This window comes from Mitsuaria sp. RG (assembly GCF_028369275.1).
In the GTDB taxonomy this organism is placed as follows: Bacteria; Pseudomonadota; Gammaproteobacteria; order Pseudomonadales; family Pseudomonadaceae; genus Aquipseudomonas; species Aquipseudomonas peradeniyensis.
In genome coordinates this window covers 40,771-54,617 of record NZ_JAQMYQ010000038.1, presented here as the reverse complement: position 1 = coordinate 54,617, position 13,847 = coordinate 40,771, and the positions used below count along the sequence as shown (strand labels likewise).

The following is a 13,847-nucleotide window of genomic DNA, read 5'->3' as shown; positions in this document are numbered from 1 at the left end:
AAGGCCGCTCCTACAGGAGATCGTGCAAAACTTCACCTGGCGTTGAACAACGCCAGGCAGTTGTCCAGCATGCGGTTGGAGAAGCCCCATTCGTTGTCGTACCAGGCCAGCACCTTGAGCATGCGCCCGTTGGCGCGGGTGTGGTTGGCGTCGAAGATCGACGACAGCGGGTTGTGGTTGAAGTCGCACGACACCAGCGGCAGGGCGTTGTAGCCCAGCACGCGCGAGTGGCGGCTGGCCTCGAGGAACAGCTGGTTGACTTCCTCAGCGCTGGCCTCGCGCTTGAGGTTGACCGTGAGGTCGACCAGCGACACGTTGATTACCGGTACCCGCACGGCCATGCCGGTGAGCTTGCCGGCCAGTTCCGGCAGCACCAGGCCCACGGCTTCGGCGGCGCCGGTCTTGCTCGGGATCATCGACTGGGTGGCCGAGCGGGCGCGGTACGGGTCACTGTGGTAGACGTCGGTGAGCACCTGGTCGTTGGTGTAGGCGTGGATGGTGGTCATCAGGCCTTGCTCGATGCCGAACTCGCGGTGCAGCACCTGGGCGATCGGCGCCAGGCAGTTGGTGGTACACGAGGCGTTGGAGATGATCTGGTGCGAGGCGCGCAGCACATCGTGGTTGACCCCGTATACCACAGTGGCGTCGGCGCCCTTGGCCGGCGCGCTGACGATCACCTTGCCGGCACCGGCCGTCAGGTGCGCGGCAGCCTTGGCGCGTTCGGTGAACAGCCCGGTGCATTCGAACACCACGTCGATGGCCAGGGTCTTCCAGGGCAGTTCGGCGGGGTTGCGGATGGCGCTGACGGCGATGCGGTCACCATTGACGGTGAGGCTTTCATGATCGGCCTCGACGCTGGCGTCGAAAATACCGTGGACGCTGTCGTACTTGAGCAGATGGGCGTTCATCGCGCTGTCGCCCAGGTCGTTGATGGCGACGACCTGCAGGTCCTGGCGGTAGCCCTGCGTGTACAGTGCGCGCAGGACGTTGCGTCCGATGCGGCCGAATCCGTTGATGGCGATGCGTAGGGTCATGACGTTACCTCTGGCAGTCGGGTGAAGCCTGTGGCACAAAGAGCAGCTTCACTGAAACGGTTTTGTTGTTGGAATTACAAGATTATTCACCGAGAGATAGAAAACAAGCCTTTTTGCTGGCAGTATTTTGTTTAAACATACAACGAGTGGTTGGCAGTGCCGTCGCAAACGGACCAGAAGCCTCTATCCAGAGCCTAGGTCGCAATCGTTTGGAGGGACAGTCCCTGGTAAAACCGCCCTTACCGTTAGCCTGGAGTCCAGTACATGCATCCGCGCATCCTTGAGGTCACCGAACGGCTGATCGCCCGCAGCCGCCGTACCCGTGAACGCTACCTTGAGCTGATCCGTGGGGCGGCCAGTGACGGACCCATGCGCGCCAGCCTGCAGTGCGCCAACTTCGCCCATGGCGTGGCCGGCTGTGGCGGCGAGGACAAGCAGACCCTGCGCCTGATGAACGCCGCCAACGTGGCCATCGTCTCCGCCTACAACGACATGCTCTCGGCGCACCAGCCGTACCAGCACTTTCCCGAGCAGATCAAGCAGGCCCTGCGCGAAGTCGGCTCGGTCGGCCAGTTCGCCGGCGGCGTGCCGGCCATGTGCGATGGCGTCACCCAGGGCGAGCCGGGCATGGAGTTGGCCATCGCCAGCCGCGAAGTGATCGCCATGTCCACCGCCATCGCCCTGTCGCACAACATGTTCGACGCCGCCCTGATGCTGGGCATCTGCGACAAGATCGTTCCCGGCCTGATGATGGGCGCGTTGCGTTTCGGCCACCTGCCGACCGTCTTCGTGCCGGGCGGGCCGATGGTCTCGGGCATCTCCAACAAGGAGAAGGCCGATGTGCGCCAGCGCTACGCCGAGGGCAAGGCCACCCGCGAGCAACTGCTCGAATCGGAAATGAAGAGCTACCACGGCCCGGGCACCTGCACCTTCTACGGCACCGCCAACACCAACCAGCTGGTGATGGAGGTGATGGGCCTGCACCTGCCGGGCGCCTCGTTCGTCAATCCCTACACGCCGCTGCGCGACGCCCTCACCGCCGAGGCCGCGCGCCAGGTCACGCGGATGACCAAGGCCAGCGGCAACTTCATGCCCATCGGCGAGATCGTCGACGAAAAGGCGCTGGTCAACTCGATCGTCGCCCTGCACGCCACCGGCGGCTCGACCAACCACACCCTGCACATCCCGGCCATCGCCCAGGCCGCCGGCATCCAGCTGACCTGGCAGGACATGGCTGACCTGTCCGAGGTGGTGCCGACGCTGTCCCACGTCTATCCGAACGGCAAAGCCGACATCAACCACTTCCAGGCCTCCGGCGGCATGGCGTTCCTCATTCGCGAGCTGCTCGACGCGGGCCTGCTGCACGAGGACGTCAACACCGTGGCCGGGCATGGCCTGCGCCGCTACACCCAGGAGCCGTTCCTCGAGGATGGCCGACTGGTGTGGCGCGAAGGTCCGAAGGACAGCCTCGACGAAAGCATCCTGCGCCCGGTGGCGCGGCCGTTCTCCGCCGAGGGCGGCCTGCGGGTCATGGAGGGCAACCTGGGGCGCGGCGTGATGAAGGTGTCGGCGGTGGCGCCGGAGCATCGCGTGGTCGAGGCGCCCGCCCGGGTGTTCCACGACCAGCAGGCGCTGGCCGATGCGTTCAAGGCCGGCGAACTGGAGCGCGACTTCGTCGCCGTGGTGCGCTTCCAGGGGCCGCGCTGCAACGGCATGCCCGAGTTGCACAAGCTGACACCCTTCCTCGGCGTGCTGCAGGACCGCGGCTTCAAGGTGGCGCTGGTCACCGACGGGCGCATGTCCGGGGCCTCGGGCAAGATCCCGGCGGCCATCCACGTGTGCCCGGAGGCTTTCGACGGCGGCCCGCTGGCGCGAGTGCGCGATGGTGATATCGTGCGCGTCGATGGTGCCGAAGGCACGCTGCGGATCATGGTCTCGGCCGAGGAACTGGCCAGCCGTGAGCTGCCCGAGCCGCCCACCGGCAACGACCTGGGCTGCGGGCGCGAGCTGTTCGGCTTCATGCGCGTGGCGTTCAGTTCCGCCGAACAGGGCGCGAGCGCCTTCACCTCGGCCCTGGAGAATCTCAAATGAAGGCCTTGCTGGTCGGCGACATCGGCGGCACCAACGCACGTTTCGCCTTGTGGCGCGACAACGAGCTGCAGGCGGTCCAGGTGCTGGCCACCGCCGACTACACCAGCCCCGAGCAGGCCATCGAGGCCTACCTCGTCGACCAGGGCATCGCCCGTGGCGGCCTGGCGGCGGTGTGCCTGGCGGTGGCCGGTCCCGTGGACGGCGACGAATTCCGCTTCACCAACAACCACTGGCGCCTGAGCCGCAGCGCGTTCTGCCAGACGCTGCAGGTCGAGCGCCTGTTGCTGATCAACGATTTTTCCGCCATGGCCCTGGGCATGACCCGGCTGCGCGACGGTGAGTTCCGCGAGGTCTGCGCAGGCCTCGCCGACCCGTCGCGTCCGGCGCTGGTGATCGGCCCCGGCACCGGCCTGGGCGTGGGCAGCCTGCTGCGCCTGGGCGAGCACTGGCTGGCGCTGCCGGGGGAGGGCGGGCATGTCGACCTGCCGGTGGGCAATGCCCGCGAGGCGGCGATCCATCAGGAGATTCACCGGCAGATCGGCCATGTCAGCGCCGAGACGGTGCTCAGCGGCGGTGGGCTGGTGCGCTTGTACCAGGCGATCTGCGCGCTCGATGGCGCCACGCCGACGCACAAGACCCCGGCGCAGATCACCGACGCGGCCCTGGCCGGCGAGCCCCGGGCGCTGGCGGTGATCGAGCAGTTCTGCCGCTTCCTCGGGCGGGTGGCGGGCAACAACGTGCTCACCCTGGGCGCACGGGGTGGGGTCTACATTGTCGGCGGGGTGATTCCGCGTTTCGCCGAGTTGTTCCTGGGCAGCGGATTCGCTGCGAGTTTCGCCGACAAGGGCTGTATGAGCGGCTACTTCGCCGGGGTGCCGGTATGGCTGGTGACGGCGGAGTTTTCCGGGTTGCTGGGGGCCGGGGTGGCCTTGCAACAGGCGTTGGATCATTGATCGCTGGGGCCGCTTCGCGGCCCTTTCGCGGCGCAAGGCCGCTCCTACAGTTGATTGCGTAGCCTTTGTAGGAGCGGCCTTGCGCCGCGAAAGGGCTGCGAAGCAGCCCCACAGCAGACATCAAGATCTGCGTTTACAAGAGGACTGACCATTGTGACCACTGCCGGCAAATCGATCCTGATGGTCGACGACGACCAGGACATCCGCGAACTGTTGCAGACCTACCTGGCCCGTTGCGGCCTGCAGGTCCATGCCGAACCCGACGGCCAGGGCTTTCGCCGCGCCCTGGACGCCAACCCCTACGACCTGGTGATCCTCGACGTGATGCTGCCCGACGAGGACGGCTTCAGCCTGTGCCGCTGGGTCCGCCAGCACCCGCGCCAGGCGCGGGTGCCGATCATCATGCTCACCGCCAGTTCCGACGAGGCCGACCGGGTCATCGGCCTGGAGCTGGGCGCCGACGATTACCTCGGCAAACCCTTCAGCCCACGTGAACTACAGGCCCGCATCAAGGCCCTGTTGCGCCGCGCCGATTTCGGCCAGGCGGCGCCGGCCAGCGCGGTGCTGGCCTTCGACGACTGGCGGCTGGACACGATCAGCCATCGCCTGTTCCACCGCGATGGCGAGGAGGTGATCCTCTCCGGCGCCGACTTCGCCCTGCTCAAGCTGTTCCTCGACCACCCGCAGCAGATCCTCGACCGCGACACCATCGGCAACGCCACCCGCGGGCGCGAGCCGATGCCGCTGGACCGTATCGTCGACATGGCGGTCAGCCGCCTGCGCCAGCGCCTGCGCGACACGGAAAAACCCCCTCGGCTGATCCGCACCGTGCGCGGCAGCGGCTACCTGCTGGCGGCCAATGTCTGCCCGGCCTAGCGAGCGCCGCTGGCGCCTGCTGCCGCGCTCGCTGCTGGGGCGCATGCTGCTGCTGACCTTGTTGGTGGTGTTGCTGGCCCAGGGGCTGTCGAGCCTGATCTGGGTGGCGCAACTGCGCGCCAGCCAGCTGCAGGGCCTGCGTGCCAGTGCCGGCAGCCTGGCCCATTCGATGAGTGCCAGCGTCAGCTACTTCCGTTCGCTGCCGGTGGCCTACCGGCCGATGGTCCTTGACCAGTTGCGTAGCATGGGCGGAACGCGCTTCTTCGTCTCGCTCAACGTCAAGCCGCTGGAGATGCCGGTGCTGCCGATCACCCCGCGCAAGCAGGCGGTAATCGACGTGTTCCAGCAGGTGTTGCACGAGCGCCTGGGTCAGCAGCTGGAGATCTCCGTCGAATTCGTCAGCCCCGATGACCTGCGGATCTTCAACAGCGGCCTGAAACTCGATGAGCTGCCCCGCTCCTGGGCGCACTACTCGTTGACCCTGGAGCCACTCAACCCACCGGTGTTGGTGACCCAGATCCGCCTGGGCGAGGGTGAGTGGCTGTATATCGCCTCGCTGCTGCCCGAGCCCTACACCAGCCTCGAGGCCGAGCGTCTGCCTCGCCAGCAGATCGGCTTTATCGCCATGACCACCGCCCTGCTGTTGCTGTTCATCGGCCTGTTGGTGCACTGGCAGAGCCGGCCGCTCAAGCGCCTGGCGCGGGCGGCGCGGGAAATGTCGCTGGGCGCCGACGTGGCCCCGGTGGCCGAGGGCGGCGGCAGTGAAGTGGTCGAGGTGGGGCGGGCGTTCAACAGCATGCGCGAGCGGATCAGCCGTTACCTCACCGAGCGCTCCCAGTTGTTCAGCGCCATTTCCCATGACCTGCGTACGCCGATCACGCGCCTGCGCCTGCGGGTCGAGCTGCTCGAGGACGAGAAGCTGCAAGCGAAGTTCAGCCGCGACCTCGACGAGCTGGAGCTGCTGGTCAAGGGCGCGCTGCAGTGCGTGAAGGACACCGACATTCACGAGAACATCGAGCCGATCGACCTCAACCAGGTGCTGGAGATGCTCGCCGAACCTTATATCGGCGACGGCCGCATCACCCTCGAAGGACAGGCGCTGGCGCCGTACCCTGGCAAGTCACTGGCCCTGCGCCGCTGCATCGGCAACCTGATCGACAATGCCATCAAGTACGGCGAGCGGGCGCACCTGCGGATCCTCGACAGTGCCGAGAGCTTCGTCCTGCAGGTGGACGACCAGGGCCCGGGGGTGCCGGAGCAGCGTCTGGAGCAGGTGTTCGAGCCGCACTTCCGCCTGGCCGGGCAGCAGCAGGGGTATGGGCTGGGGCTGGGAATCGCGCGCAACATCGCCCACAGCCATGGCGGCGAGGTGAGTCTGTTCAACCTGCGTGAGGGTGGGTTGCGGGTGACTTTGTACCTACCCCGTACAGCCGAATGACACGATCCCCTGTAGGAGCGGCCTTGTACCGCGAAAGGGCCGCAAAGCGGCCCCAGGGATCTGAAATTGCTGGGGCTGCTTCGCAACCCTTTCGCGGCACAAGGCCGCTCCTACAGGGGACTGATGTCACTACATGGTGACAATTCGGCAGGCCTTCGTGACATGCCAGCCAGGACGGCTGACTAGAATCGGCTGACAACAACAAGGAGGGTGCACCCATGGCCAACCGCTGGATCGACTCCCCGACACACCATGCCTGGCTCGACGCCGAGGCCCTGCGCCTGCTCGCCTTCGCCAGGGCTTCGCGGCTGCCCCAGGGTTTCGGCAACCTCGACGACGAAGGCCGGCTGCCCCGTTGTGCCCTGGCCGAGACCATGAACACCGCGCGCATGACCCACAGCTTCGCCCTGGCGCATATCCAGGGCGTTCCGGGGTGCCGCGAGCTGGTCGAGCATGGCGTCGAGGCCCTGCTCGGTCCGTTGCGCGACCAGGAGGACGACGGCTGGTACGCGCAGCCCGAAGGCCACGGCGACACCGGCAAGGCAGCCTACCTGCATGCCTTCGTCGCCCTTGCCGCCTGTTCGGCGGTGGTGGCGGGTGTCACACCGGCCCAGGCACTGCTGGAGGCCGTGGTCCGGGTCATCGAGCAGCGCTTCTGGTGCGAGGAGGAGGGCGTCCTGCGCGAGTCGTTCTCCCGTGACTGGCAGCAGGCAGAAGCCTACCGTGGCGCCAACAGCAACATGCACGGCGTCGAGGCGTTTCTCGCCCTGGCCGACGTGACCGGCGACACGCTGTGGCTAAGCCGTGCCCTGCGGATCGTCGAACGCTTGATCCTGGCCCAGGTGGCTGCCGATGGTTTCCGGGTCACCGAGCATTTCGACGAGCACTGGCAGGCATTGCCCGACTACAACCGCGACAACCCCGCCGACGGCTTCCGCCCCTACGGCACCACGCCCGGTCATGCCTTCGAATGGGCACGCCTGATACTGCACCTGGAAGCGGCCCTGCAACGGGCGCAACTGCCCGCGCCGGAGTCCTTGCTGCCTGCCGCCAGGGGACTGTTCGACAACGCCTGCAAGCATGCCTGGCAGGCCGATGGCGCACCGGGGCTGGTCTACACCCTGGACTGGCGCAACCGCCCGGTGGTGCGCGAGCGCCTGCACTGGGTGCATGCCGAGGCCAGCGCCGCCGCCGCGGCCCTGTTGCGGCGTACCGGCGAGGCGCAATACGAACACTGGTACCGCTGCTTCTGGGACTTCATCGCCAGCCACTTCATCGACCGCGGCCATGGCAGCTGGCACCACGAGCTGGACCCGGCGCTGCTGCCCAGTGCGCGCATCTGGGGCGGCAAGCCCGATCTCTACCACGCCTACCAGGCCCTGCTGCTGCCGCGCCTGCCGTTGGCGCCGAGCCTGGCCACGGCCCTGGCCATGTAACCAGATGATGACATTCGCGCATCCGTTCGTTACCTGAAGGCTGGCGCGGGCTCCTTACACTCCATGCCATGCAAGCGACAGTCTTGCCTCGCATAACAACAAGAAAGGTATTCCCATGCATTCGACGCTTCGTCTCGCCGCCGCGATCTCCTTCGCCTCCCTGTTCTCCCTCAGTGCCCAGGCCGCCGACTCCAAAGGCAGCGTGGAAGTCGTCCATTGGTGGACCTCCGGCGGCGAAAAGGCCGCGGTCGATGTGCTCAAGGCCCAGGTCGAGAAGGACGGTTTCATCTGGAAGGACGGCGCCGTGGCCGGCGGTGGTGGCGCCACCGCCATGACCGTGCTCAAGAGCCGCGCCGTGGCCGGTAACCCGCCTGGAGTCGCGCAGATCAAAGGGCCGGATATCCAGGATTGGGCCGCCACCGGCCTGCTCGATCCCGATGTGCTCAAGGACGTGGCCAAGGAAGAGAAGTGGGACAGCCTGCTCGACAAGAAGGTCGCCGACACCGTGAAGTACGAAGGCGACTACGTGGCCGTGCCGGTGAACATCCACCGCATCAACTGGTTGTGGATCAACCCCGAGGTGTTCAAGAAGGCCGGCATCGACAAGGCGCCGACCACCCTCGAAGAGTTCTATGCCGCTGGCGACAAGCTCAAGGCCGCCGGCTTCATCCCGCTGGCCCACGGCGGCCAGCCGTGGCAGGACAGCACCGTGTTCGAAAGCGTGGTGCTCTCGGTGATGGGCGTCGAAGGCTACAAGAAGGCCTTGGTCGAGCTGGACGAAAAGGCCCTGACCGGCCCCGAGATGGTCAAGGCGCTCACCGAGCTGAAGAAAGTCGCCACCTACATGGATCCTGACGGCAAGGGCCAGGACTGGAACCTGGAGGCGGCCAAGGTCATCAACGGCAAGGCCGGCATGCAGATCATGGGCGACTGGGCCAAGAGCGAATGGACCCTGGCCAAGAAGACCGCCGGCAAGGACTACCAGTGCGTGGCCTTCCCCGGCACCGACCAGGCCTTCCTCTACAACATCGACTCGCTGGTGGTGTTCAAGCAGAAGGACAAGGGCACGGCGGCGGGCCAGCAGGACATCGCCCGCAAGGTGCTGGGCGAAGATTTCCAGAAGGTCTTCAGCATCAACAAGGGCTCGATCCCGGTGCGTAACGACATGCTCGCCGACATGGGCAAGCATGGCTTCGACAGCTGCGCCCAGACCGCGGCCAAGGACTTCCTGGCCGACGCCAAGTCCGGCGGCCTGCAACCGAGCATGGCGCACAACATGGCCACCACGCTGGCGGTGCAGGGGGCGTTCTTCGATGTGGTGACCAACTACATCAACGATCCGAAGGCCGATCCTGCGGATGCGGCGAAGAAGCTGGCCGCAGCAGTCAACGCCGCCAAGTAGTCAGGCGCCTGTGTAGGAGCGGCCTTGCGCCGCGAAAGGGCCGCAAAGCGGCCCCGGCAATTTCAGTATCTGTGCTGATGCACACGGGCCGCGCTGCGGCCCTTTCGCGGCACAAGGCCGCTCCTACACGGTTATCTGCCTTTCTCGAAACGAGATCTGAACCATGACCACAGCAACCGCCCGCCTGCGGGCCTCCCCCCTGGATGCGCTGCAGCGCTGGCTACCGAAGCTGGTGCTGGCGCCGAGCATGTTCATCGTCCTGGTGGGCTTCTACGGCTACATCCTGTGGACCTTCGTCCTCTCGTTCACCACCTCGACCTTCCTGCCCACCTACAAGTGGGCGGGCCTGGCGCAGTACGCCCGGCTGTTCGACAACGACCGCTGGTGGGTAGCGAGCAAGAACCTGCTGCTGTTCGGCGGCCTGTTCATCGGCATCACCCTGGCCATCGGCGTGTTCCTCGCCGTGTTGCTCGACCAGCGCATCCGCCGCGAAGGATTCATCCGCACCATTTATCTCTACCCCATGGCCCTGTCGATGATCGTTACCGGTACCGCCTGGAAGTGGCTGCTCAACCCTGGCATGGGCCTGGACAAGCTGCTGCGCGACTGGGGCTGGGAAGGCTTTCGCCTGGACTGGCTGATCGACCCCGACCGCGTGGTCTACTGCCTGGTGATCGCCGCCGTGTGGCAGGCCTCGGGCTTCATCATGGCGATGTTCCTCGCCGGCCTGCGCGGTGTCGACCAGTCGATCATCCGCGCCGCCCAGCTCGATGGCGCCAGCCTGCCGCGCATCTACTGGACCGTGGTGCTGCCCAGCCTGCGCCCGGTGTTCTTCAGCTCGCTGATGATCCTTTCGCACATTGCCATCAAGAGCTTCGACCTGGTGGCGGCGATGACCGCCGGCGGCCCTGGCTACTCCTCGGACCTGCCAGCCATGTTCATGTACTCGTTCACCTTCAGCCGCGGGCAGATGGGCATGGGCTCGGCCAGCGCGATCCTGATGCTCGGCGCCATCCTGGCGATCCTGGTGCCGTACCTGTATTCCGAATTGCGGGGCAAACGCCATGACTAGCCTGACCGACAAACCCGCACTGAACCTCAGCCGTATCGCCATTCATGCCGTGCTGCTGCTGGCCGTGCTGCTGTACCTGGTGCCGCTGGTGGTGATGCTGCTGACCAGCTTCAAGACCCCCGAGGACATCGGCAGCGGCAACCTGCTGAGCTGGCCGACCGCGTTCACCGCCATCGGCTGGAGCAAGGCCTGGGCCACGGTCAGCGGCTACTTCGTCAACTCGATCCTGATCACCGTGCCGGCGGTGCTGATCTCCACCGCCATCGGCGCGCTCAACGGCTACGTGCTGTCGATGTGGCGCTTCCGTGGCTCGCAGCTGTTCTTCGGCCTGCTGCTGTTCGGCTGCTTCCTGCCGTTCCAGACCGTGCTGCTGCCGGCCTCGTTCACCCTCGGCAAGCTGGGCCTGGCCAGCACCACCAGCGGGCTGGTGCTGGTGCACGTGGTGTACGGCCTGGCCTTCACCACGCTGTTCTTCCGCAACTATTACGTGAGCATCCCCGAGGCGCTGGTCAAGGCCGCGCGCCTGGACGGCGCCGGGTTCTTCACCATCTTCGGGCGGATCATCCTGCCGATGTCGACGCCGATCATCATGGTCTGCCTGATCTGGCAGTTCACCCAGATCTGGAACGACTTCCTGTTCGGCGTGGTGTTCTCCAGCGGCGACTCGCAACCGATCACCGTGGCCCTCAACAACCTGGTCAACACCAGCACTGGGGCCAAGGAATACAACGTCGACATGGCCGCGGCGATGATCGCCGGGCTGCCGACGCTGTTGGTCTACGTGGTCGCGGGCAAGTATTTCGTGCGCGGGCTGACCGCCGGCGCGGTCAAGGGGTAAGTCATGGCAACACTCGAACTTCGCAATGTGCACAAGACCTACGGCGTGGGCCTGCCGGACACGCTCAAGGACATCCAGCTGGCGATCAAGGACGGCGAGTTCCTGATCCTGGTCGGCCCCTCGGGCTGCGGCAAGTCGACGCTGATGAACTGCATCGCCGGCCTGGAAAGCATCAGCGGCGGGGCGATCCTCATCGATGACGAGGACGTCAGCGGCATGAGCCCCAAGGACCGCGACATCGCCATGGTGTTCCAGTCCTACGCGCTGTACCCGACCATGAACGTGCGCGACAACATCGCCTTCGGCTTGAAGATCCGCAAGATGCCCCAGGCCGCCATCGACGAAGAGGTGGCGCGGGTCGCCAAGCTGCTGCAGATCGAGCACCTGCTCGAGCGCAAGCCGGGGCAGTTGTCCGGCGGCCAGCAACAGCGCGTGGCCATGGGCCGAGCGCTGGCGCGGCGGCCGAAGATCTACCTGTTCGACGAGCCGCTGTCGAACCTCGACGCCAAGCTGCGGGTGGAGATGCGCACCGAGATCAAGCTGATGCACCAGCGCCTGAAGACCACCACGGTGTACGTCACCCACGACCAGATCGAGGCGATGACGCTTGGTGACAAGGTGGCGGTGATGAAGGACGGCATCATCCAGCAGTTCGGCACGCCACAGCAGATCTACAACGACCCGGCCAACCTGTTCGTCGCCAGTTTCATCGGTTCGCCGCCGATGAACTTCATTCCGGTGCGCCTGACCCGGCAGGACGGCCGCGTGCTGGCGCTGCTCGACAGCGGCCAGGCGCGCTGCGAGCTGCCGCTGGGCGTGGCGGCGGACGAGCTGGAAGGCCGCGAGATCATCCTCGGCGTGCGCCCGGAGCAGATCGCCCTGGGGGCGGAGCAGGGCAATGGCCTGCCGGGCATCCGCGCCGAAGTGCAGGTCACCGAGCCCACCGGGCCGGACCTGCTGGTGTTCGTCACCCTCAACCAGACCAAGGTCTGCTGCCGCCTGGCACCGGATGTGGCGTGCCGGGTCGGCGACAGCCTCAACCTGCAGTTCGACCCGGCGCGGGTGCTGCTGTTCGACGCCGGCAGCGGCGAACGCCTGGACCTTGCCGCCACCGCAGTAAAGGACAACGTGACGCGTTTCAAAGGCCGTTAAGGACGGCGGTCATACCCTGTAGGAGCGGCCTTGCGCCGCGAAAGGGCTGCACAGCAGCCCCAGCAATGCTGAAGGATGCCAAGACCTGGGGCTACTTCGCAGTCCTTTCGCGGCACAAGGCCGCTCCTACAGACGAACGCCGTTAAACCGTTCTGTTAATAACAAGAAAAGAGGACGCAAAGGGATGGAACATCGCAATCGCATCAGGACGCTGGGCTCACTGGCACTGCTGGCCGTGGTCGGCAGCAGCGGGGCCCAGGCCGCCGAGGCTTTCTCGTCGGAATCGAAATGGATGACCGGCGACTGGGGCGGCACCCGAACCGAGTTGCTGGAGAAGGGCTACGACTTCACCCTCGACTACGTCGGCGAGGTGGCCGGCAACCTTAACGGCGGTTACAACGACGACAAGACCGCGCGCTACAGCGACCAGTTCGCCCTCGGCGCGCACCTGGACCTGGAGAAGATCTTCGGCTGGAAGGACACCGAGTTCAAACTGGCGATCACCGAGCGTAGCGGCCGCAACCTGTCCAACGACCGCATCAGCGACCCGCGCGCCGGGCAGTTCAGCTCGGTGCAGGAAGTCTGGGGCCGGGGCCAGACCTGGCGGCTGACCCAGATGTGGATCAAGCAGAAGTACTTCGATGGCGCGCTGGATGTGAAATTCGGCCGCTTCGGCGAAGGCGAGGACTTCAACAGCTTCCCCTGCGACTTCCAGAACCTGGCCTTCTGTGGCTCGCAGGTGGGCAACTGGGTCGGCGGCATCTGGTACAACTGGCCGGTCAGCCAGTGGGCGCTGCGGGTCAAGTACAACATCACCCCGGAATTCTTCGTCCAGGTCGGCGCCTACGAGCAGAACCCGTCGAACCTTGAGACCGGCAACGGCTTCAAGCTCAGCGGCAGTGGCACCAAGGGCGCGATCCTGCCGGTGGAGGCGGTGTGGTCGCCGAAGGTCAACGGCCTGCCGGGCGAGTACCGCCTGGGCTACTACTACAGCACCGCCAAGGCCGACGATGTGTACGACGACATCAACGGCAACCCGCAGGCGCTGACCGGTGCGGCGTTCAAGTCGCACTCCAGCAAGCACGGCTGGTGGGTGGTGGCGCAGCAGCAGGTCACCGCCCATGCCGGCGACGTCAATCGCGGCCTGAGCCTGTTCGCCAACTTCACCGTGCATGACAAGGCCACCAACGTTGTCGACAACTACCAGCAGGTCGGTCTGGTCTACAAGGGCGCCTTCGACGCTCGGCCCAAGGACGACATCGGCTTCGGCATCGCCCGCATCCACGTCAACGACGACGTGAAGAAGCGCGCCGAGCTGCTCAATGCCCAGAGCGGTATCAATGACTACGACAACCCGGGCTTCGCGCCGCTGCAGCGCACCGAGTACAACGCCGAGCTCTACTACGGCTTCCACGTCACCAACTGGCTGACCGTGCGCCCGAACCTGCAGTACATCAAGAGCCCGGGCGGTGTCGACCAGGTGGATAACGCGCTGGTCGCGGGGTTGAAGATTCAGTCGTCATTCTGAGAAAAATTGTTGTAAATTTACGCCATC

11 protein-coding genes are annotated in these 13,847 nt (G+C 65.8%); 10 read left to right on the top strand and 1 reads right to left on the bottom strand.

What is annotated here, in order from left to right; all coding sequences use genetic code 11:
* Nucleotides 1-32: 32 nt before the first annotated feature.
* On the bottom strand, nt 33-1,034 hold the full coding sequence (gene gap, locus POF53_RS19450; RefSeq protein WP_498969041.1) for a type I glyceraldehyde-3-phosphate dehydrogenase: 1,002 nt from the start codon (nt 1,032-1,034) through the stop codon (nt 33-35).
* Nucleotides 1,035-1,298: 264 nt separating this feature from the next.
* On the opposite strand from gap, the gene edd reads away from it, so the two are divergent.
* From edd to POF53_RS19400, 10 genes are all read left to right on the top strand, one after another.
* Nucleotides 1,299-3,125: a phosphogluconate dehydratase gene (gene edd / locus POF53_RS19445; protein WP_203650925.1), complete on the top strand. Its 1,827-nt coding sequence runs from the start codon at nt 1,299-1,301 to the stop codon at nt 3,123-3,125.
* Nucleotides 3,122-4,078, top strand: coding sequence for a glucokinase (locus tag POF53_RS19440; protein ID WP_232855962.1), 957 nt, complete (start codon nt 3,122-3,124; stop codon nt 4,076-4,078). Before edd ends, POF53_RS19440 begins: the two co-directional genes overlap by 4 nt.
* Before the next feature lie 153 nt (nt 4,079-4,231).
* Nucleotides 4,232-4,954, top strand: coding sequence for a response regulator (locus tag POF53_RS19435; RefSeq protein WP_046854317.1), 723 nt, complete (start codon nt 4,232-4,234; stop codon nt 4,952-4,954).
* Nucleotides 4,938-6,392, top strand: coding sequence for an ATP-binding protein (locus POF53_RS19430; RefSeq protein ID WP_232855961.1), 1,455 nt, complete (start codon nt 4,938-4,940; stop codon nt 6,390-6,392). The genes POF53_RS19435 and POF53_RS19430 overlap by 17 nt, the downstream gene beginning before the upstream one ends.
* A 218-nt stretch (nt 6,393-6,610) precedes the next feature.
* A complete protein-coding gene (locus POF53_RS19425; protein WP_232855960.1) occupies nt 6,611-7,828 on the top strand; it encodes a D-mannose isomerase in 1,218 nt (405 codons plus the stop codon).
* A 115-nt stretch (nt 7,829-7,943) separates the two neighbouring features.
* On the top strand, nt 7,944-9,230 hold the full coding sequence (locus POF53_RS19420; protein ID WP_232855959.1) for an ABC transporter substrate-binding protein: 1,287 nt from the start codon (nt 7,944-7,946) through the stop codon (nt 9,228-9,230).
* Between the two features lie 163 nt (nt 9,231-9,393).
* A complete protein-coding gene (locus POF53_RS19415; RefSeq protein WP_050704143.1) occupies nt 9,394-10,302 on the top strand; it encodes a carbohydrate ABC transporter permease in 909 nt (302 codons plus the stop codon).
* Nucleotides 10,295-11,140, top strand: coding sequence for a carbohydrate ABC transporter permease (locus POF53_RS19410; RefSeq protein ID WP_084943463.1), 846 nt, complete (start codon nt 10,295-10,297; stop codon nt 11,138-11,140). Before POF53_RS19415 ends, POF53_RS19410 begins: the two co-directional genes overlap by 8 nt.
* A gap of 3 nt (nt 11,141-11,143) precedes the next feature.
* Nucleotides 11,144-12,292, top strand: coding sequence for an ABC transporter ATP-binding protein (locus tag POF53_RS19405; protein WP_498969035.1), 1,149 nt, complete (start codon nt 11,144-11,146; stop codon nt 12,290-12,292).
* Between the two features lie 184 nt (nt 12,293-12,476).
* Complete coding sequence (locus POF53_RS19400; RefSeq protein WP_254464726.1) at nt 12,477-13,820, top strand: carbohydrate porin; 1,344 nt, start codon at nt 12,477-12,479, stop codon at nt 13,818-13,820.
* The last annotated feature ends 27 nt before the right edge of the window (nt 13,821-13,847 follow it).

Coding starts and splice junctions, on each gene's coding strand:
- gap (WP_498969041.1), bottom strand. CDS start 1,034: ATGACCCTACGCATCGCCATCAACGGATTCGGCCGCATCGGACGCAAC.
- edd (WP_203650925.1), top strand. CDS start 1,299: ATGCATCCGCGCATCCTTGAGGTCACCGAACGGCTGATCGCCCGCAGC.
- POF53_RS19440 (WP_232855962.1), top strand. CDS start 3,122: ATGAAGGCCTTGCTGGTCGGCGACATCGGCGGCACCAACGCACGTTTC.
- POF53_RS19430 (WP_232855961.1), top strand. CDS start 4,938: ATGTCTGCCCGGCCTAGCGAGCGCCGCTGGCGCCTGCTGCCGCGCTCG.
- POF53_RS19425 (WP_232855960.1), top strand. CDS start 6,611: ATGGCCAACCGCTGGATCGACTCCCCGACACACCATGCCTGGCTCGAC.
- POF53_RS19420 (WP_232855959.1), top strand. CDS start 7,944: ATGCATTCGACGCTTCGTCTCGCCGCCGCGATCTCCTTCGCCTCCCTG.
- POF53_RS19415 (WP_050704143.1), top strand. CDS start 9,394: ATGACCACAGCAACCGCCCGCCTGCGGGCCTCCCCCCTGGATGCGCTG.
- POF53_RS19410 (WP_084943463.1), top strand. CDS start 10,295: ATGACTAGCCTGACCGACAAACCCGCACTGAACCTCAGCCGTATCGCC.
- POF53_RS19405 (WP_498969035.1), top strand. CDS start 11,144: ATGGCAACACTCGAACTTCGCAATGTGCACAAGACCTACGGCGTGGGC.
- POF53_RS19400 (WP_254464726.1), top strand. CDS start 12,477: ATGGAACATCGCAATCGCATCAGGACGCTGGGCTCACTGGCACTGCTG.